The 22834-nt window shown below is 36.3% G+C and carries 12 protein-coding genes; 3 read left to right on the forward strand and 9 right to left on the reverse strand.

Annotated elements, in window-relative coordinates:
* Positions 1-22: 22 nt before the first annotated feature.
* The gene (gene topA / locus AC0L5Q_RS08095) at positions 23-2689 is read right to left on the reverse strand and encodes a type I DNA topoisomerase (protein WP_473617055.1); all 2667 of its coding nucleotides are present in this window, start codon (positions 2687-2689) and stop codon (positions 23-25) included.
* Positions 2690-3083: 394 nt separating this feature from the next.
* On the opposite strand from topA, the gene AC0L5Q_RS08100 reads away from it, so the two are divergent.
* On the forward strand, positions 3084-4193 hold the full coding sequence (locus AC0L5Q_RS08100) for an arginase family protein (protein ID WP_473617058.1): 1110 nt from the start codon (positions 3084-3086) through the stop codon (positions 4191-4193).
* Between the two features lie 77 nt (positions 4194-4270).
* On the opposite strand, the gene AC0L5Q_RS08105 is transcribed toward AC0L5Q_RS08100, so the two are convergent.
* Positions 4271-6574, reverse strand: coding sequence for a beta strand repeat-containing protein (locus tag AC0L5Q_RS08105; protein WP_473617062.1), 2304 nt, complete (start codon positions 6572-6574; stop codon positions 4271-4273).
* 170 nt (positions 6575-6744) lie between these two features.
* Here AC0L5Q_RS08105 and AC0L5Q_RS08110 point away from each other — a divergent pair, with 170 nt between their 5' ends.
* Entirely contained in the window at positions 6745-8085 is a 1341-nt protein-coding gene (locus tag AC0L5Q_RS08110; protein ID WP_473617066.1) for a dicarboxylate/amino acid:cation symporter, read from the forward strand.
* A 112-nt stretch (positions 8086-8197) separates the two neighbouring features.
* Here the strand turns inward: AC0L5Q_RS08110 and AC0L5Q_RS08115 are convergent, their stop codons facing one another.
* The 7 genes from AC0L5Q_RS08115 to AC0L5Q_RS08145 form a co-directional block, all read right to left on the reverse strand.
* On the reverse strand, positions 8198-8674 hold the full coding sequence (locus AC0L5Q_RS08115) for an FKBP-type peptidyl-prolyl cis-trans isomerase (RefSeq protein ID WP_473617070.1): 477 nt from the start codon (positions 8672-8674) through the stop codon (positions 8198-8200).
* A gap of 36 nt (positions 8675-8710) precedes the next feature.
* Positions 8711-10270 carry a glycogen synthase gene (locus tag AC0L5Q_RS08120; RefSeq protein ID WP_473617074.1) on the reverse strand — a complete coding sequence of 520 codons (1560 nt, stop codon included), beginning with the start codon at positions 10268-10270 and terminating at the stop codon, positions 8711-8713.
* A gap of 140 nt (positions 10271-10410) precedes the next feature.
* Positions 10411-12633, reverse strand: a complete 2223-nt coding sequence (glgB, locus tag AC0L5Q_RS08125; protein WP_473617078.1) for a 1,4-alpha-glucan branching protein GlgB — start codon at positions 12631-12633, stop codon at positions 10411-10413.
* Between the two features lie 19 nt (positions 12634-12652).
* Complete coding sequence (gene glgC / locus AC0L5Q_RS08130) at positions 12653-13918, reverse strand: glucose-1-phosphate adenylyltransferase (RefSeq protein WP_473617082.1); 1266 nt, start codon at positions 13916-13918, stop codon at positions 12653-12655.
* A gap of 55 nt (positions 13919-13973) precedes the next feature.
* Complete coding sequence (locus AC0L5Q_RS08135; RefSeq protein ID WP_473618271.1) at positions 13974-16382, reverse strand: glycogen/starch/alpha-glucan phosphorylase; 2409 nt, start codon at positions 16380-16382, stop codon at positions 13974-13976.
* Between the two features lie 46 nt (positions 16383-16428).
* A complete protein-coding gene (glgX, locus tag AC0L5Q_RS08140; RefSeq protein WP_473617085.1) occupies positions 16429-18531 on the reverse strand; it encodes a glycogen debranching protein GlgX in 2103 nt (700 codons plus the stop codon).
* Positions 18532-18794: 263 nt separating this feature from the next.
* The gene (locus AC0L5Q_RS08145; RefSeq protein WP_473617089.1) at positions 18795-19091 is read right to left on the reverse strand and encodes an isoamylase early set domain-containing protein; all 297 of its coding nucleotides are present in this window, start codon (positions 19089-19091) and stop codon (positions 18795-18797) included.
* Positions 19092-19667: 576 nt separating this feature from the next.
* Between AC0L5Q_RS08145 and AC0L5Q_RS08150 the strand changes: the two genes are divergently transcribed.
* Positions 19668-22652, forward strand: a complete 2985-nt coding sequence (locus AC0L5Q_RS08150; protein ID WP_473617093.1) for a TonB-dependent receptor — start codon at positions 19668-19670, stop codon at positions 22650-22652.
* Positions 22653-22834 lie beyond the last annotated feature (182 nt).

Raw genomic sequence — 22834 nt, forward strand, 5'->3', positions numbered from 1 at the left:
TAGAACAATACATCAAATAAACTTAAGCTTTTACGGCTTTCTTAGCTTTAGGCTTCGCTTTAGCCTTTACGGCTTTCTTTTTAGCTTCTTCAACCCATTTATTATCAATGTACTTTGCCGTCCACCCTGTTGCTTTACCGTCAACTTCAGTCATAACATACTGCTCTTTAGTTTTACGGCTAAATCGAACAACAGCTAAATTCCCATCAGGGTCTTTGACTGGAGCATCAGCTAAATAATAAAATTTAGATGATATTCTATCTCTGAACCTCAGAAGCTCTTCTACTTTAGGCGCTCTAGTTTCACGTGATTTAGGAAAAGTATTCGCGGCTAAAAATATTCCAGCAGCGCCATCTCTTAGAACAAAATGTGCATCAGATTTTTCACAAGGTAACTCAGGTAATTGTACTGGGTCTTCTTTCGGCGGCGCAGCTTCACCGCTTGCTAAAAGCTTACGTGTATTTTTACATTCGCTATTTGTACAATCAAAGTACTTACCAAATCGACCTGATTTGAGTTCCATCTCAGATTCACAACGATCACATTCTAAAATAGGCCCTTCATAGCCTTTTATTTTAAATTCGCCCTTTTCAACTTCAATACCATCACATACTGGGTTATTACCACAGACATGTAATTTTCGAGTTTCATCGATAAGATAACTGTCCATTGCTGTATTACATTTTTTACAGCGATGCATAGCTCTTAGCGCTTCAGTTTCTTGATCTTCAGCTAAAACACTTACGGCTTCTTCACCCGGAGTCAGGTTCATTGTTGTTGTACAACGCTCCTTCGGAGGTAAAGCATAACCCGAACAACCTAAGAAAACTCCGGTTGAAGCGGTTCTAATCCCCATTTTACGCCCACACGTTGGACACTCAATATCAGTTAAAACAGGTTCGTTGTTTCTCATGCCACCTTCTTCTGTTGGCATGTCAGCTACACTTAACTGTTTAGTGAAGTTACTATAAAAATTATTTAGAACATCTTTCCAATTCGCTTTACCACCTGCAACCTCATCAAGCTCTTGTTCCATATTTGCAGTGAAGTCATAACTCATTAGGTTAACAAAACTTTCAGATAAACTGTCGGTAACGATTTCACCCATTTTTTCAGCATAGAAACGTTTTTTATCTAAACGCACATAACCACGATCTTGAATAGTAGAAATAATCGATGCATAAGTAGAGGGTCGGCCAATAGAACGTTTTTCTAATTCTTTAACCAGTGAAGCTTCACCAAAACGTGCTGGTGGTTTAGTAAAATGCTGAGAAGGATTAAGCTGTTCAAGCGTTAGCACTTCACCTACCGATAAATCAGGTAAATGTTTATCATCACCTTTAGACAACTGAGGGTGAACACGTGTCCAACCATCAAATTGCATGACACGACCTTTAGCTTTCAAATCAAATCTTTCGGCACCTATAGTCAGCGTACTAACCGTATATCTTGCCGCTGTCATTTGACATGCAACAAACTGACGCCAAATTAAGTCGTAAAGTTTTTTAGCATCGGCTTCAATACCTTCCATAAAGGCAGATTCCATCTTCACATTTGATGGACGTATCGCTTCATGGGCCTCTTGTGCATTACTTTTACTACTATATAATTTCGCTTTCTCTGGTAAATAATTTTCACCAAACGTATCAGCTATGTAGCCTCTACACATTTCAACAGCATCTTTACTTAAGTTGGTCGAATCAGTACGCATATAAGTAATATGACCTGCTTCATATAAACGCTGAGCCAAGCCCATAGTACGTTTAACACCAAAACCTAATTTAGTACTTGCCGCTTGCTGTAATGTAGAGGTAATAAATGGAGCTGACGGTGTACTTTTTGACGGTTTATCTTCACGTTTATCAACCGTATAAGTCGCGTCTTTTAAAACAGATAAGGCTTTATCTGTATCTGCCTTATTTGTCGGTTTAAATGCTTTTTTATTTTCATGGGTTACATCTAGTTCAAAATCTAACCCTGTATTTGTTTTAGTATCTGCGGTAATTTCCCAAAACTCTTCAGGAACAAACGCTTTAATTTCACGTTCTTTTTCTACAACTAACTTAACCGCAACTGATTGAACGCGCCCTGCGGAAAGACCACGAGCAACTTTCTTCCACAGTAAGGGGCTTACCATAAAACCAACAACGCGGTCTAAAAATCGACGAGCTTGTTGAGCATTAACACCCGGCATACTTAATTCGCCAGGTGTTGAAAAAGCTTGCTGTATTGCGTTTTCTGTTATTTCATTAAAAACAACACGTTTAAACTTGTCATCATCACCACCAATTATCTCTTTTAAATGCCACGCGATTGCTTCTCCCTCGCGGTCCAAATCGGTTGCGAGATAGATAGTATCTGCGGTACTGGCTAATTTAGTGAGTTCAGTAACAACTTTTTCTTTACCTGGAAGTATTTGATAGTTAGCTTCCCAATCTTTATCTGGGTTAATCCCCATTCGATTAACTAAAGCTTCTTTATCTCTTTTTTCTTTATATTTAGCTTTGGCTGCTGGTGTCATTTTACGAACTTCGGCAGGAGATTTTGCAGGAACTTTTTTACCAGTACTTCCATGGGGTAAATCACGTACATGACCTACACTAGATTTTACAATAAAGTCTTTACCAAGGTATTTGTTAATTGTCTTCGCTTTGGCTGGTGATTCGACAATTACCAGAGATTTTCCCATATGATTTTACATTCCTAGTCACTAATTGAACTAAATCAATTAGATATTATATAGAGTTTAAACTGTTCAATAATTAGGCGAGCAACCAATATATGAGAACAATTCACAATAAAATTGATGATTTAAGTGCTATTTACTATTAGATATATCTGCAATTATACAAAGTAACAAGCAAATATTTTGATTATATTCGCCTGCATTAATGCTTTTAGCTATAATGCTTGAGTAATTTCTGGCGTAATCATAATCGACTTTTATAAAAAAAATAAGGGCAAATGAAAATAATCATTAATTAATTTTCTTTTACAGCCCTTAAAAAACAATGAACCGCTGCATTCCTCCATAATTATTACTTTTATATATTTATCATTAACACAACATAGTGAGATCTCACATGACCACATCATGGCTAAATTTAAAAAATAAATTTACGCATTGTTTATGTCCTCCAGGAAACGGAGTTTTTACAGTAAACACGGCTAAAGAAAGAAAAGAAAAGCTACATCAATCACTTTTTGGACAAACTGAAAATATTGAACAACTATGGGCATCATCTTTAGATAATTTACCTTCTTCATCTAACGCTGTTATTTTAGGTATAGCTTCAGATTGTGGTGGCGGCATATTAAGGGGAGCAAATTGGGGACCTTTATTTGTTCGTTCAACGTTATTAGAACAATACAGTGGATTAAGTGCTTATGATTTAGGTGATGTGAGAGTTATTCCGCACTTATTACACGATAAGTACTTAAATGAGGCCACCATTTCAAATTGCCGAAAAGCATTATATAAAGATGAAAACAGTGAATATCCTGTTAGCCCTTTAACAATAACAGAAGATGTATTACACGATTTTTATGCTGAATTTCCTAAAAAAGGGATATTTGGTATTGGTGGCGATCATTCAGTGAGTTATCCGCTCACTAAAGCCTATTTACAAGCTAAAAAGAAACAAGGTATACGTGCTGCAATAATTCATTTTGATGCCCACACAGACCTATTAGTGGAACGCTTAGGGATAGATCTCTGTTTTGGCTCATGGTGTACACACATACTTGACGATTTACATGACCATAGTCATTTAATTCAAGTGGGCATTCGCTCAAGTGGAAAACCAAAGTCTCATTGGGAAAATACCTTTGGCGTAAAACAACATTGGTCTCATGAAATAAAAGAAAATGGTGTTGAAAGTATCATTGAAAATATTTTAAAACAGCTAAAAGATGAAAACATTGATGAGTTATACGTAAGTTTTGATATTGACGCACTTGATGCATCAATTGCATCAGCTACAGGCACTCCTGAACCTGATGGCATGGATATGAAAGATACAATGCTGATACTACGTTCATTAGGTCAAAAGTATCCGATTACTGGTGCTGACATGATGGAAATAGCTCCATTTACCGATAGCTCAGGTTTAGGTGAAGAAAGCAGAAACAAAACATTAACAGCCTGTGCTGAGATATCTGCATTTTTGATTGAAGAGATGTCGAAAACCTAATTTATAACTTTTTAAGGCTATATTTAGAACAATAAAAAAGCTCCTTGAGGAGCTTTTTTATTCATCCCTATTTTATCTTAATTAGCAGTATTACAATTATTTACATAGCCAAAGGGGCTATTTAAACCAATACCAGCAGTAGGCGGAGTAACATCTTCATCCAGAATATCTTCAGCCGATGTCGATAATGTAAATGTTGTCTTAGTTTGGCTTTCGGTGCCATTAACTTTCGCTGAAACAATTAAGTCTATATCAGCCCAACTACCACTACTTTGAGGATATCGAATATCAATAATGGCTTTACCTTGATCATCAGTTACAATGTTACCTAAAGCACCAACTACATTACCAGGAGTTAATGCCCCGTTACCATTAGTATCTTCCCCTGCATCCAATATACCATTAATATTTCCATCTTCATTGGCGCATGCAAAACTTCCATCATAACCTGTTAAATTTCCATCAACATCAAAAGTCAAATTACTCGCAGTAATCCAGCGTACAAAAGTTCCACCTATATCATAAAGTCTTATCCAACTACCTTTATAATAAGTTTTAGGAACAGCAGATACAGTCAATTCAACATTTTCAACAGGAGTAGAATCAACATCTGTAACAAATACACTAAACTGCTTGTTATAATTGGTAATATCTATTTCTTCAATGGTATTCCCCGTACCTAAAGTAATGAATAACTCTCTATCAGCTACTGTTAATGTAACCGTATCACTTACATTGGTTGTACCTATTGTATCCCTTACAACTGCTTTAATAGAAACAGCGTTTTGAGCTGATACTGCATTTGATGTATACACTGTAGAAGCATTACCGTTACTATCGGTTGTTGCACTAGCAGGAAAAATTGAACCGCCGTTAGTATCAGTTAGAGTAAAATCAATTTGCTTATTTTTAACCAAATTACCTGTAGGATCTTTAACTACGACTGAAATTGTAGATTTTTGCCCATTAGGTCCAATTGAATTTGGTGAAGCTTGTGCTACTACTCTTTCAGCTGTTTCGGCAACAAATTCAAACTCTAATTGATTATTTAAAGCAATATCACCATCGACCCCACTAAAGGTGACTAACGATTTACCTGCATTATTAGAAGTTAAGGTTGTTGATACTTTACCGTCAACAGTTGTTGCTGAGGTTGAAGACAAGTCACCTCTTGTTGCGGTAAAGCTAACTAGAGTACCATCAGGAACTAAGACACCATTTCGAGACCATGTTAATGTTAATGTCGCTGTTTTTGATAGCAACACATCAGGGATCGCACTTAAGTCTTGAGTGCTTAAGTTAATATTTGTACCGTTACCATCATTAAATGAAGAGAACAAAAAGGAATCAGCTTGAACGGCTACATTTTGAGTTGCTATAGCACCTAAAGCACTTGCTACAATGCTATTAACTCCTCCTGTTGTACCAACAACGGAAACTGTTGCCTGACCAGTAAAGTCAGTTGTTACAGATTCCGGAATTGTAATCCCTGCAGCTGTACTTCCATTTGAACTATTACTCGTTGATAACATAACTAAAGTATTAGCAATTCCCTTACCATCGGAATCAAGTACTCTTACAATAAAGTTATTTGAATCGTTAATAGCTAAAGAAGAAGATCCAGTTAGCTGGATACTAGTTCCTACAACTTGAACATCAACAGAGTCAGAAAATTGTGCCGTTGTTGCTGTAGTATGTATAATACGATTAGTCGGTTCATTACTTGTTTTTAGCGTTGCTGTTGCCTTACCATCAGCGCCTGTCAATGCTTTAACGACTTCAATCTGTCCAGAAGTTGCAGCAAATGTTACTAGTACATTTTCTAATAAGTTATTGTTCGCATCTTTTGCTATAGCTGAAAGAGTAACCTCTTGTGCACCACTCGATGCAATTTGTTGGCTACTTGCAAATAAAGAGATATTAGATACATCAGGTGTTGTACCTGTATTAGCGTCACCAGCACTATTAAAAGAAAGTGTTGCAATAACCTCTTCATCTACAGCTAAAATTGTCGCACTAACTTGCCCTGCACCAGCTGTTCCACCGGCATTAAGTGTCATAGTAGCAATCCCATCAGCGTCGGTTACACTAGTACCGAAGGTAGGAGTAAAATTAGCTAAAACGTCTGCGCCCTCGCTTAATGTAAAAGTAACAAGTACATTTTGCTCTGGTTCACCATTTTTTAGAACCGTAGCATTAATAGTTGCGGGGCTGGCATCTGATATATTTTGATCTGATATAGTCAAAGACATTGTAATAACATCTTTATCCTCTGGGTCTTCTGGATCTGGAGTTGTAGTTCCAAACCCCCCTTCACCACCTCCACAGGCCACTAACGTAAAAAGTAGTATGATTAAACTAAAGCGTTGAAGTAGCGCCATAAAAAGCATCTCCCTGGTAAATTTTTATTATCAACTTTGCCATCTTAACTGAAAAATCACAAAAAGGTCACTACCTTATTAAAAAAACTGACAATTGTTGCCTTTTTAATAATAACTTTTACTGTTAATCTTACAAATTAAACTCTAAATATAAGAAGTAATTCTAAATTATGACAAATAAACCTTCTTCAAGCCTTACTACACGCATCGTTATTGCAATGGTTGCCGGTATTTCAGTGGGCGCGTTCTTGCAGTGGTTAATGCCTGATCAATCAGACGTAGTTGTTCCTCTTTATTTGTTTGACCTATCCATTAGAGGAGTATTGGTTGACGGAGTATTTGAAGTGGTTGGCAAAATATTTGTTGCCAGCTTACAAATGCTTGTGGTTCCTTTAGTCTTTGTTTCACTTATTTGTGGTACATGCTCACTAAAAGATACAACAAAACTGGGTCGAATTGGTGGTAAAGCCATCGCGTTGTATTTAATAACTACAGCCGTTGCTATTAGTTTTGCTATGTCGTTAGCTTTATTTATAAACCCAGGTGAAGGCGTTAACATGGTGGCTAACACAACATTTGAGAGTCGAGAAGCGCCATCACTTGCTCAAGTACTCATTCAAATGTTTCCAAGCAATCCTTTTGAAGCTTTTGCTCAAGGTAATATGCTACAAGTTATCGTATTTGCATTACTTTTTGGTATTTCCATTGCATTATCGGGTAAAGCAGGTGAAAGAGTAGCAAGTCTATTTGAAGACTTCAGTGTCGTTATAATGCGCTTAGTTACCGTATTAATGAACATTGCACCATACGGTGTTTTCTGTTTATTAGCCGGATTGTTTACTGACGTTTCAATAGAAACCTTTGGTAATTTAATTAAATACTTCTTAGTGGTTTTTGTTGCTTTAATTTTACACGCGACGGTAACCTACCCTGTTTTACTGAAATTATTAACGGGATTAAATCCGCTTATTTTCTTAAGAAAAATGCGTAATACAGCTATTTTTGCTTTTTCAACATCAAGCAGTAATGCAACGCTTCCTATTACCATGGAAACTGTTACTAAGAAGATGGGCGTTAAAAACTCTATCGCTTCTTTTACTGTGCCTTTAGGGGCAACAATAAATATGGATGGCACGGCTATTATGCAAGGTGTGGCCACAGTATTTATTGCACAAGTCTTTAATGTAGATTTAACCCTTTCTGATTATTTGATGGTTATTCTTACCGCAACATTAGCGTCTATAGGCACAGCTGGCGTACCAGGTGTAGGATTAATTATGCTTGCCATGGTACTTGATCAAGTCGGTTTACCTGTTGAAGGTATTGGCTTAATTATAGGTGTTGATAGATTATTAGATATGACTAGAACAGCTGTAAATGTTACAGGTGATAGCATGGTTACTTTAATTGTAGGTAAATCTGAAAATCAATTTGATGAAGAGGTATATAAAGATCTTAATGCAGGTCAACAAATTGAGGATATTGATTTTAGTGATTTAAAACATAATTAATCTACATTTTAATAAACCGATACTTATCAGCTACGACAACTATTATACAAATAAAAAGGGAGATAACTTAATTAAGTTATCTCCCTTTCTTTTAAAGATATTTTTACAGCGTTTATTCGTTAATACCCAATAATTCAACTTCAAATATTAGAGTAGAAGCAGGTGTTATTTTTCCTGCGGAGCGGTCGCCGTAAGCTAAATATGATGGTATAAAGAATTTAAATTTATCACCTACTACCATTAACTGAACACCTTCAGTCCAACCTTTTATCACTTGATTTAAACCAAAGCTTATTGGTTGATTACGATCTACAGAGCTGTCAAATACTGTCCCATTTAGTAAAGTGCCATGATAGTGTACTTTTACTTTGTCAGAACTTTTGGGGTGTATAGTACCCTCACCTTTGTTTAATACTAAGTATTGTAAACCAGAGTCTGTTTCAATAACGCCTTCTACATTTCTATTATTATTTAAAAAAGTCTCGCCTTCTTGCTTATTTAAACTCGCAGCTTCTTTATTGGTATTAGAGCGAAAATAAAGTAAAACAACAATCACTAGAATAACAACAACTACAATAACTTTACCCATAATTTAATATTTACCTTTAATGTATTTTTTGAAATTTTATCTATATAAATCTGATATATAACGTTTAGCTGAATCGCTCCATAAAAGTCGTGTTTTACTCGCGTTATCCGATATTTCTTTATATTTTTTAGGCTCTTTAAGACATAAAAATAATGTGTTTTTAAAGCAACTAATCATATTCGTTGCTTGGTTAAACTGTGTATCACCATCAAATAAAAAACCATTTTCATGATCTTTTATTGTATCGGTTAAACCGCCTACACTATGAGCGATACAAGGTTGCCCCGCACGCATAGATAACATTTGGCTAATACCACATGGCTCAAAAGAGCTTGGCATCATAAACAAATCGCCCATGTTATAAATAGCTTCAGATAAGGTTTCAGAATAGCCTTTTAAAAAGATGAAGTTTGAATTTCTCCCTGCGGTTTTAGTTAAAAACTGCTCAAACCCAGCATCACCACTGCCTAATAAAAGAAAAATTCCTTTATCGCCTAATTCGTTCAATATGTGCTGTAATGCTGATTGACCATCTGCCATTTGCTGTTGTAACAATAATACTTTTTGATTGGTAATTCGACCAACAGACGTCATGATGAAAGGACGTTTAGCTATTTTTTTAGAGGTTAACTTGCCTAATCTTGTCGATGCAATTAAATGAGCACTCGCTAAAACAGCTTGGTTACCTGCCCACTTTAGGACCTCATTTTCGCATAAAGAAAAGAAGTGATTTAATGATAACGGTTTACGCTTCGAGTCATCGTATTCACAACCATTTAAAATACCAAACAGACGGTTTTCATTCGAAGCTCTTTGCAAATCATTTTCTAGTCCTTCACCACCAAAAAAACCTTGTTCATAGTTACTTGGTTTAACAATTTCTTTCGTATAATTAGGTGATACCGCATGAACTTTATCGCATAAATTAATAGCAGCCCTCATAGGGTTAAAGCAGTGAAGGTAGTTAGGGTCATTAATCACATTTACATCATAATTTAAATGTGGAAACCAAGTTTGCAACGAAGATTCATCATTCGATAACGGGCGAATACCTTGTAATGCAAGGTTGTGAATCGTGTAGGTTGTTCTTATATGTTTTAAATCTTGATATTGAGGATCGTACGCTCGTAAAACAGATAAAACAGCCGTATGCCAATCATGTAGGTGTAATACATCTACATGCCCAAAGATATGATCTATTATTGCCTGCCCTACCGCAGCATTAAATAAAGCAAATTTAGTTGCATCGGTAGCGAAAGGTCGATTATTAGGATCATCACAATAAACACTTCCAACACCGCAACTTGAAAATAAAGGGTGATGAGCTATCCATTGAGTTACGTTTTCATTACTGTTTGTAACAGCAAATTTATAAAAACTAACTTCTTGCGATTCTCCCGCAAACATCACAGTAACACTTTGTATAAATTCTGCTTTGTCTACTTCATGTAATATTCCATAATTTGGCATAACAACGTTTACTTGTTCGCCTTCGGCAGCTAATGCTTTAGGCATATCTCTTACAACATCGCCAATACCGCCAACTTTTCCGCCGGGTAATGCGTCATTTTCAGCCGACACCATTAATATATTCATGAATCACCTTTTGAAAGCAATGAATAATCACTCGCTTTTAGCCAGTGATTAAAAATTTGAATTTTATTTTAAAGAATAGAAACACATTTTAGGTTTATTTGAAATTAAATTAAAACCTAAAATGTGGCTTGTACAGGGTTTTACGTTTTTTGAATTTCAAATATTACCGTTGATAAAGGAGGTATAGAAACCTCTATATAATGATCTCTGCCATTATATTTCCCCACTTGAGATTCAATAATAGGAGTGTTCTTTACATTACTACCACCATAAATAACGTTATCTGAGTTTAAACGTTCAATATAGTGCCCTTTGTTTGGTACGCCTATTTTGTACCCCTCATAGGTTGAAGGAGTCATATTAACCATTACAAGTACTAGCGCTTCACCTTTTATGCTTTTACGTAAATAAACGAGTATTGATTCTGAAGCGTTCTCTGAAATCACCCATTCAAAACCATTACCATCACAGTCTAATTCATGTAAAGCCGGTGTCGTTTTATAAAGTGCATTCAAATCCCTTACTAAGGTTTGAACACCTTTATGTGGTTCATATTCAAGCAGATGCCAATCTAAACTTTGGTCGTGGTTCCACTCATCACGTTGTGCAAACTCACAGCCCATAAAGAGAAGTTTTTTACCTGGATGTGTCCACATAAAACCATAATATGCGCGTAAATTAGCAAATTTCTGCCAATCATCACCTGGCATTTTTTGTAATAAAGAACCTTTACCATGAACCACTTCATCATGGCTTAACGGCAATATAAAGTTTTCACTAAAACCATAAACCAGTCCAAAAGTTAGCTCATTATGATGATGTTGACGATAAATGGGATCTCTTTCCATATACTTTAAAGTATCGTTCATCCAGCCCATGTTCCACTTAAAACCAAAACCTAAGCCGTTTTCACTTACTGGTTTTGAAACACCTGGCCAAGCGGTAGATTCTTCAGCCACCATCATAATGCCAGGGTAGTTAAAGTAAGCTCTACTATTTACTTGTCTCAATAATTCGATTGCTTCTAAATTTTCTCTACCACCATGAATATTAGGTACCCACTCATCAGCTTCTCGGCTGTAATCGAGATATAACATAGAAGCAACAGCATCCACTCTCAATCCATCAATATGGAATTGATCTAACCAATAAAGCGCATTACTAATAAGGTAACTAACAACTTCTGCTCGCCCATAATTGTATATCAATGTTTTCCAATCAGGATGAAAGCCTTTACGTAAGTCTTCATGTTCGTAAAGACTACTTCCATCAAACTTTCCTAAACCATGCATATCTGTTGGAAAATGCCCTGGCACCCAATCAAGCAATACGGCAATATTTTGTTTATGACAACAATCAACAAAGTATTTAAAGTCTTCAGGTGAGCCAAATCGACAAGTAGGAGAAAACATTCCAATAGGTTGATACCCCCAAGAACCATCAAAAGGATATTCACTTACAGGCATCATTTGTATATGAGTAAATCCCATATAAGCAACGTAAGGTACTAATTGCTCCGCTAAATCTCGATAAGTTAAATATTCGTTATATTCACCACCAGTGCGTCGCCAAGAACCTAAATGAACTTCATAAATAGAAACAGGACCATGGTATTGATCAATATCCGTGGATCTTTTTTCCATCCACTCGTTATCTTTCCATTGATAAAGGCTTTTATTCACTGTTACCGAAGCATTCTGTGGTGCATGCTGCATTTGAAACGCATAAGGATCAGCTTTTAAAGGTAAAACTTCTCCAAATTTACCTACAATCTCATATTTATAATTAACATCGCCTTTAACACTTGGGATAAAAATATCCCATACTCCGCCACCGGGATGCTTGCGCATGACGTGACAACGGCCATCCCAAAAATTAAAGTCGCCCACCACTGAGACTCTTTTAGCATCAGGAGCCCATACGGCAAAATTAGTACCTTCTACACCATCAACTTCTTTAGAATGAGCCCCCATCCATCGATAAGCTTGCTCATGTGTCCCTTCACCAAATAAGTAAAGATCATCATTTTCGAGTAAAGAAGGAAAACGATAAGGGTCCTCTATTAGCAACTCAGATGATTCATAGGTCACTTTAAGTTGATAATTCAAGCTATTTTCGGTGCTATCTATATAACCTTCAAATAAACCAGAATGCTCTATTATTGATAAAGAAAAAATTGTTTCTTGGCTAACTTTATTAATAACATCAACAGCTAATGCAGTAGGCAAAAAACTTCTAATGATTAATCCACTTTTATCAGGATGACGATGTATTCCTAAAACAGAAAATACATCCTCGTGCTTACCTGAAACTAAGGCGTTAATTTCTTGTTGACTCAAAATACTCAACGCTTCTTTATTCATTTAGCTTACCTCTGATGTGTTAATCATGACTTATTGCTGCGATCATATCTCGTGTTACTAATACAACACCTTTTGCTGTTACCCTAAGGCCATTTGCTCTATCAGCATCATGATCAATACCAATTTCCATACCATCAGGAATAACACAACTTCTATCAATAATCGCTTTTGAAATTTTACAATTTCGTCCAATAATAGCGCCAGGTAAAATAACCGCGTCTTTGATTTCGCAGAAAGAATTAATTCTTACTTTTGAAAATAACAATGACCTTTTAACCGTTGAGCCCGACACAATAACACCACCAGAAACGGTTGAATCAACAGCCATTCCTCTTCTACCATCTTCATCAAAAACGAATTTAGCTGGGGCTGTTTGCTCTTGATAAGTCCAAATAGGCCAGCTTTCATCATACATATCAAGCTGAGGTTCAGGGCTGACAAGTTCCATGTTAGCTTCCCAAAAAGAATCTAACGTACCAACATCGCGCCAATAAGGTTGTTTTTCGCCATTAGGATCACGAAATGGAAAGGCAAAAACCTTATGCGATTCAATAATTTTAGGAATAATATCGTTACCAAAATCTCCACTTGATGAATCTTGTGCTGCATCTTTTGCGAGTTCATCAAATAAAAACTGTGTATTAAAAACATAATTTCCCATCGAAGCTAAAGTCATCCCTGGCTTACCAGGCACTTCTGATGGATGTTCTGGTTTTTCATCAAAACGGCATACACGGCTATTTTCATCAACCGTCATAACACCAAAAGATCCAGCAGCTTCTTCCACAGGCACTTCAACACAACACACGGTCATATCAGCGCCAGTTTCAACATGTTTAGCAAGCAACTCACCATAATCCATACGGTAAACATGATCGCCTGATAAGATCATGACATATTTAGGTAATTCGTGACGGATAATATCAATATTTTGAAAAACAGCATCAGCCGTACCTGAGTACCAACCATCACCTTTTCGCTGTGATGCGGGAAGTATTTCTACTGATTCACCTAATTCTTTTTTAAAGTGTCCCCATGCTCGATTTACATGACGTATTAATGAATGGGATTTATATTGTGTTGCTATACCAACACGACGAATACCCGAATTAATACAATTTGATAAAGGAAAATCTATGATACGGAATTTGCCACCAAAAAAAGTAGCTGGTTTTGCTCGCCAATCTGTAAGCTCATGCAGTCTTGAACCTCTCCCCCCTGCTAAAATTAATGCGTAAGTGTCTCGAGTTAAGTTACTAATATATCGATTTTCATATGTGGGCATAAAGCCTCCTTATATCGTATTAATTACCGTAAGCTATTTTTTTGTATTGTTATATTTAAAGCTTCCAAATTTCATCTCGATACTGCTTGATCGTACGATCACTCGAAAATTTACCACTTCCCGTAGTATTGATGATACTCATTTGAGTCCATTTTTCCTTGTTCTTAAAAACACAATCTACTTGACGTTGAGCTTCATAGTAAGAATCAAAATCGTAAGCGGTTAACCACATATCGTCGTGACTACGGATTGAATTGATAATTGAATCGAATATGCCAGGTTCAAATAAATTGAAATGTCCGCTCTCTAGTAGCTTCATAACAGCAGACAAATGAGGTGAGTTATTAATAATTTCGTTAGGATTATAGTTAGCTCGTATATCTTTTATTTCATGTGTTTGAGCACCAAATAAAAAAAAGTTTTCTTCGCCAACTTCTTCTCTTATTTCAATATTTGCGCCATCAAGCGTTCCTATAGTTAATGCGCCATTCATCATAAACTTCATGTTTCCGGTGCCAGAGGCTTCTTTGCCTGCGGTAGATATTTGCTCAGACAAATCAGTCGCTGGGCAAATAACTTCCATTGCCGTAACATTGTAATTAGGAATAAAAGCCACTCTTAAATATTGCGATACTTTAGGGTCTAAATTAATTGTGTCTGCAACATTATTAATTAATTTAATAATTTGCTTCGCCATAACATACCCCGGCGCAGCCTTTCCACCAATAAGTACGCATCTAGGCGCTAAGTGTTCTGTATCACCATTTCTTATTTGTTCATATAAACCAATAACATGTAAAACATTCAAAAGCTGACGTTTGTATTCATGTATGCGCTTTACTTGAACATCAAACATCATATTTACATCAAATTTAACACCTGTATTTTTTTCAACAAATTCAACCAGCGCTTGTTTATTTTGAGTTTTACATGCTTGCCATTGCTGCTGAAAAGCCTCATCACTTGCATATTGTTTAAGTTGCTTTATATGTGAAAAGTCAGCTACCCAATCTTCACGTATTTTACTACTAATAAGCGCTGATAACGGTTTATTACAATGAGACAACCAACGTCTCGGTGTTACACCGTTAGTTTTATTATTAAATTTTTCAGGCCATAATTGATAAAATTGATTGAATAAGCCTTCTTTTAATAATTGCGTATGTAAAGCAGCCACACCATTAACTGAATAACTACCCACAATAGCTAAATGCGCCATTCTTATTTGAGGTTCGTGGCCTTCTTCAATGAGTGATAAAGAACGTTGCTTATCCATATCACCCGGCCAAGAAACGGCAACGTACTGTAAAAAACGTGCATTAATTTCATAAATAATTTCTAAAATGCGAGGAAGCAAATTTTCAAATATTCGAACGGGCCACTTTTCCAAAGCTTCAGGTAACAAAGTATGATTAGTGTACGCCATGGTATTCGATGTAATATGCCAAGCTTTGTCCCATGATAATGAATAGTCATCCATTAATATGCGCATAAGCTCTGCCACAGCAATACTTGGATGTGTGTCGTTCAGTTGAAATGATTGCTTATCAATAAATTGCTCAAAACTATCACCAAACAATTCAACATAATTATTTACGGTATCTTGCAATGAAGCCGAAGACAGGAAGTACTGTTGACGTAACCTTAATTCTTTACCATTTTCGCTGGTATCATTAGGGTAAAGCACCATGCTAATTTGTTCAGCTAAGTTTTTTGTTGCAACCGCTTCTGTATAACCTCCAGCATTAAATTCATCTAAATCGAATTCGTCTGTTGCTTCAGATTTCCATAACCTTAATGTATTTACTATGCCATTTTTATAACCAGGGATAGGCATATCATAAGGTACAGCTAGCACGTCATGGGTGTTATTCCATTGTCGAAGTTGATTACCGTTACGTTCAGTAATCACATCAACTTGCCCAAAAAATTTAACTCTAATAGCCTTATCTGGAACAGCAATTTCCCATGGGTTACCTTCTCGTAGCCAACTATCAGGATGCTCTACTTGCTCTCCATTTTTAATTTGTTGGTTAAACATGCCGTACTCGTAACGAATACCATAACCAATAACAGGTAAAGTTAAACTTGCACAACTATCTAAAAAGCATGCTGCAAGGCGACCTAAACCGCCATTTCCTAAACCTGCGTCGTGCTCTGCCGTTTCAACTTCTTCTAACGCACAGCAATAACCTTTTAACGACTCCCGTACCGTCTCATCTAAGTCAAGATTAAGTACGGTATTGTTTAGGGTTCGCCCCATAAGAAACTCTAATGATAAATAGGCAACTGAACGTTCTTCAACTCTGTTAGCTCGAGTTTCTCGCCATTGAGCAACTAATCTATCTCTAATCGTTATTGCTAAAGCATTGTATAAATAAAGGTGAGAATCATTAACCTTGTCTCGACCTAGAGTAAAATAAAAATGTCGAGATAAGTCATCAGCAAAAGTGTTGTTGTCCATTAAAACACTGTCATCTAACGACGTTATTTGGCAAAAATCATCTGTGTTATTCACTAGGCTCAGATCCCTTATTCTCATTAGACAAAACAATTGTTGTACGTGGTTGAAGTGTTATTGCTCTTTGCGCTGGTAATTTAGGAATTTCGTTGTTTATTGCACTTGACGAGGTGTCTACCATCACATCCCAATATTCAACGTTATTTATTTCAGGTAAAACAAACTCAACAGGCTCTGCGCCGGCATGAAATATACAAAATACAGATGATGCATTATCTGTTTTTCCTTGAACTAAATAGCCAACAGTAGACGCATGGTGAGAGTGCCAGTTTTCTTTATGCATAATATTACCTGAACAGTGATACCAAGTAATATCCACATCAGATTTAGGATCATCTTTATGAATAAATCGATGATAAGCCAACATAGGGAAACGCTTTCTTAATTCAGACAAACGCGCTAACAAAGCGGACAATTCGCTAGCATATAAAGCATCCTCTTGCCAATTTAGCCAATTAATTTCGTTGTCTTGGCAATAAGCATTATTATTACCTTGTTGGGTACGCCCTATTTCATCGCCAGCTAATACCATAGGCACGCCTTGCGACAGCATAATCGTAGACAACATGTTTTTAATTTGCTTTAAGCGTAATGCAAGTATTTCAGCATTATCAGTAGTGCCTTCTACGCCGTAATTTTTAGACAAGTTTTCAGAATGACCATCACGGTTTTCTTCGCCGTTGCGTTCATTATGTCGCTGCTCATAACTCACTAAATCATGCAATGTGTAACCATCATGGCTCGTTAAAAAATTAATGCTTGCATAAGGTTGACGTCCATGATGTTCAAAAACATCGCTCGAACCATGAATTCTTCGTGCAAATTCAGGTAAGAGGCCTTTATCACCACGCCAAAAGCGTCTTATAGAATCTCTGTATTTATCATTCCACTCTGACCAAGGTGCTGGAAATCCACCTAACTGATATCCACCAGGACCAATATCCCAAGGTTCAGCAATAACTTTTACGGTGTTAAGTAATGGGTCTTGTAAAATTGCATCTAAGAAACCACTGTTTTTATCAAAACCATGAGGTTCACGGCCTAAAATAGTCGCTAAATCAAACCTGAAACCGTCAACCCCCATCACTTCAACCCAGTAACGTAAACTATCCATGACCATTTGGAGCACTCTTGGGTGGCTTAAGTTCACCGTATTACCACAACCTGTATCATTAATGTAATAACGAGGTTCAGATGGATTTAATCGATAATAAGAGGCGTTATCTATTCCTCTAAAGCTCAGTGTTGGGCCTAAAGCATTACCTTCTGCGGTGTGGTTATATACAACATCTATTAATACTTCAAAACCAGCTTGATGCAATTCATCAACCATGCGTTGAAATTCAAAAACTTGGTCGGTACTTAAATAATCTGAATGAGGAACAAAAAATGAAATACTGTTATATCCCCAATAATTACTCAGATCTTTATCATGTAAAAACTTTTCAGAAAGAAATTGCTGTACAGGTAATAACTCAATGGTTGTAATACCAATAGCACGATAGTGTGCAATCATTGATGGGTGACTAATACCTAAAAAAGAACCTTGTAATTCAGGAGGAACTTTTGAATTTAACTGTGTAAGGCCTTTAACATGCCCTTCATATATCACAGTATTTTGCCATGAAACAGGCACACGTTGTATTTGAGGTTTTGTAGGATCTATCACTACTGATTTAAGCATAACATCAGCATTGTCCCTGTCATCAAACGACAGATCTAGGTCAGGAGAATCCGCTTTATAGCCTAAATGACGATCAGACCAAGTAAACTTGCCTTTCAACGCTCTAGCGTAAGGGTCTAATAATAATTTATGATGGTTGAAACGGTGTCCCGCTTCAGGGTGATAAGCTCCATACACACGGTATCCATAAACTAATCCGGCTTTTGCACCTTTTAAGTAACCATGCCAAACATGATGTTCACAAGAAGGTAAAACGAATCGCATTAACTCTTGATGACCCAACTCATCAAAAACACACAATTCAACTTTTTCAGCATTAGCTGAAAAAAGAGAGAAGTTCACACCTGAATCATTAACTGACGTACCTAATGGGTAGGCACGACCAGACTCCATACTATATTGTTCCATTAATCACCTTTATTCTTTTTACTTAAAACAAAACGACTACACAACACGAAGGTAATTAATATTAACATGGTTAAATTCAACCAATGTCTTCTCTAAACCATATACCTATTACAAAACAGCTACAAATTAAAAATACATTAAAAACGTTTTATGTCTAAAAACTTTTTCTTATATAAATATGAGGAATAACAAAGGTAGTTGTTACCGATCAAACAAAGGCAACAACACACCAAAATAACCAGTTGATTTATAATGAAGTTATACTATGGGCGTGTTGATACAACACTATCTTCTGAACCAAATGAATTAGGTATATATTGATCCGCTTGATAATCATTTTCCCACTCAGCACCATTTAATAAATACTTAAATTGGAACTGACCGTCTTTAGGTAGCCTAACTTTTGTACGAAATGCTTTTTCTTTTTTACTAAATTTCATTTCAAGTGGTTGCCAATCAGTAAATTCTGCCACTAAAGCGACAGACTCAACGCCATCTCGACTAAACTCAAAGGTTATTTCTGCTTCATCTTTTGTTTTAAAAAACTTCTTAGTTAACATCTTTGTTCTCCATGCTTAATAAATAGTATTCACACCTTCTAACTATATTGTAATAATTTTATGACAATTCAATTACATTTATTTGGTCTTATTTAAGCCAAAAGAGGTGTTTATAGCTTTTATAAAAATAGTTACTTGATGTGAAAAATAATGAATAGCCATAAAGCCGACTCTCCACTATTCTATTTTATAGGCTTAAACGGATAAGCTTGCAAATATGATCTGTATAAAAAGCCTATAAGTGATAAAAAATCATCTATATTTTCTTTAATAATTAATAAATTTGTAGCAATAGTTATTTTATTCATTTTTTCTGACACTTTGGTTTCTCAGTTTAATGTCGGTATATTCACCAACAATCAAGATAAAAATAAAACTAACGATATCAAAGACTAGAAAAAAACACCTATAAAAAAGTAAATATATGTTGAAAAAAAAACAATAATAAATTAGCTTAATGTAAGCGCTTCCAAATACAAATACCTAATATATAAAATTGAATTATTATTTAATTGTACAAAATAAAATGTAAGCGCTTACAAATTAAAGAAATGATTGCAAAATCTAGGGGAAATAATGAGACATAATAAATTTAATAAAACAAAGCTGGCTACCAGTTTATCTATCGTTTTAAGCGCTACAGCAATATCACCTTTATCTTTTGCCTACGCAGAAGAAGCAAATAAAGATGAAGTAGAAATAATTCAAGTAACAGGTATGCGCTCAAGCATTAAAGAATCAACAGCACTAAAAAGAGATGCTAGCGGCGTTGTAGATGCTATTTCAGCTGAAGATATTGGGAAGTTCCCAGACACCAACTTAGCTGAATCATTACAACGAATTACAGGAGTTTCAATTGATAGAGCAAGTGGAGAAGGAAGTAAAATAACAGTACGTGGTTTTGGTCCTGACTACAACATGGTTACCCTTAATGGTCGTACTATGCCTGCATCTAGCTTACCTGATGGTGGCAGCGTAGCCAACTCTCGTGCATTCGACTTTTCAAACTTAGCTGCTGATGCGGTTAAATCTGTTTCTGTTTATAAAACAGGTAGAGGTAATATTGCTACAGGAGGTATTGGCGCAACGGTTGATATAGTAACAGCTAAACCGTTAGATAACCCTGGAATGCAAGTGAGTGTTGGAGCCAAAGCTTTAATGGATACAACTAATAGAGTTGGTGACGACGTAACTCCTGAATTATCAGGACTATTTAGTTGGACTGATGATGAAGAAGTTTTTGGTGCATCTTTAAGTTTTAATGCAAAAGAACGTCATAGTTCAGCGTCTGGAGCATTTGTTAATGAATGGCGAACAAGCGCCTATGATGGCACAATTCCGCAAGCCGCTGATAACATTATCTTAAGCGGTCAGCCTGAAATCGGACAGTTTTATTCAATGCCTTCCGATTTACGCTACTACATTACAGATGAAGAACGTGAAAGAACAAACGCTCAATTAACCCTACAATTTAGACCAATAGAAACTTTAACCACAACCTTAGATTACACTTATTCCAAACAAGATATTTTTCAAGCTAGGGCTGAACAATCTATTTGGATGGATACCTATAAATCAAACTTAGGCTTTGACGGGGAAACCGTTAAAACTCCAGTAGATTACAATGAAGATAGAGGTAATCAGGCACCTCGCGATTTAGGATTAGCTTTACAAGAATTAAATCAAGTTAATGAAAATAGTTCGATTGGTTTAAATATAAGTTACGACGTAAACGATAATTTTAATATTACTTTTGATGGACATAAGTCTAGTGCAGAAAGTACGCCTGATGCTGATTATGGCTCTTGGTTAAATACAGGATTAGGCGCTAACATTTCAGCAGGTCAAGGAGTCGACTTTACGAATGACTTCCCTACTATGTATATTAATTTTGATGACTGTAACGCAGAACGAGGACTCAATTGTAATGGTGTTCTTGACCAAGACGATGTTGGTACATCAATTTTAGATATGAGAGTTGCCTCACAAAAATCAGATATTGATCAATTTCGTTTAATGGGTACGTATGAATTTGAAGAAGGCAGTATTGAATTTGGTGTTGAATCTCGTTCAATGGAAAGTCACTCAACTCAAAGTTTAACTCGCCATACCATGGGTAACTGGGGAATAGAGAATCCAGGTGAATTACCAGACAACTTTTTAACGCTTATAGATTTTACTAGTGAAATCAGTGATTTTGATAAATCAGGTGCTTTCAACCAAGGATTTACTGGTAGCGCCTCTCAAGTAGCTGCTTGGGCAGCGGGTGAATATGGATTCGACTTTGTTGCTGATGGTGCTTTAGCTACAGATAGAACCATTAAAGAAGACGTTACTTCAGCATACTTTCAATTAGATTTATCAGGTGAATTAGCCGGTCGCCCATTTAATATTGCAGCAGGCGTTCGATTTGAAAGTACAGATATCACATCATCGGCTAATGTATCACTGCCTAATGCTGTTGCATGGGAAGGAAATAACGACTTTAACGTAAGGTTCGGTGAAGGAAAACAAGACTTTTCAACTGATGCTAGTTATACGCATTTATTACCAAGTTTTGATTTTGACATAGAAGTGCTTGATAACGTAATCACGCGCCTATCTTTTAGTAAAACTATTGCTCGCCCTACTTATGATCAACTAAGTGCTGCGGCATCAGATGTTAGTGGCCCAAGTGGACCAACAACATTAGCAGGTGTTCAATTAGGAACAGCCTCTAACGGTAACCCTGAACTCGTTCCCCTTGAATCTGACAATTTTGATATATCAGCCGAATGGTATTTTGAAGAAACAAGTTATGTCTCAATTGGCTACTATGAAAAACGTGTGAATAATTTTGCCGGTCGTCAACCTGTTATAGAGAACGTATATGGACTACGTGATGCAACCGCAGGTCCTCGTGCACAAGCCGCAGAAGCTGCGTTAATAGCTTTAGGCGAAGAAATTACTGATACAAACCTTTTTGCAATGGTTGCTGCAACAGAAAATAATGTAGATTTTTACTCAAGAAGTGCTGAAAGCTTTGAGGTTGACTACGATGTTTTACCCAATGCTGATGACCCATTGATGGATTTTACAGTCACTAAATTTGTAAATAACAAAGAAGCAAAAATTGACGGTTTTGAAATTGCCGTACAACATTTCTTTGGCGAATCTGGTTTTGGTATACAGGCCAACTATACAACAGTAAACGGTGATATCGGTTTTGATAACAATGGTGATCCATCCGTAACACAATTCGCCCTTGTTGGATTAAGTGACACAGCTAACCTAATTGCAATGTATGAAAACGATGATTTTCAAGCGCGTATTGCTTATAACTGGCGTGATAAATTCTTAAATACCCAAGCTCAATATATTAACGAGCCGGGTTATACTGAAGAGTATGCTCAAGTTGACTTTAATGTTGCATACCAAGTTAACGAAGAATTATCTGTCTTCATAGAAGGTATAAATATTACGGGTGAAGATACTAGAACTCATGGTCGTACAAAAGTACAACTATGGAAGTTAGCAGAACAAGGTGCACGTTTTGCTTTAGGTGCTCGTTATACTTTTTAAGCATTCTCTTTAACAGCAACTTATACCAAGTTACTTAGCGAGAATTAAAAGACTTATAGACACAGATGTTTAGTGCCAAGCTGAATCTAAACATCCGTGTCCGTGTAGATGTTATTGATTAAAGAAAATAGTTATTTAGGGTAACTGCTCTTGCATCCCCCTAAATAACCCTATAAATAGAG

Source organism: Pseudocolwellia sp. G5-9 (assembly GCF_055808995.1).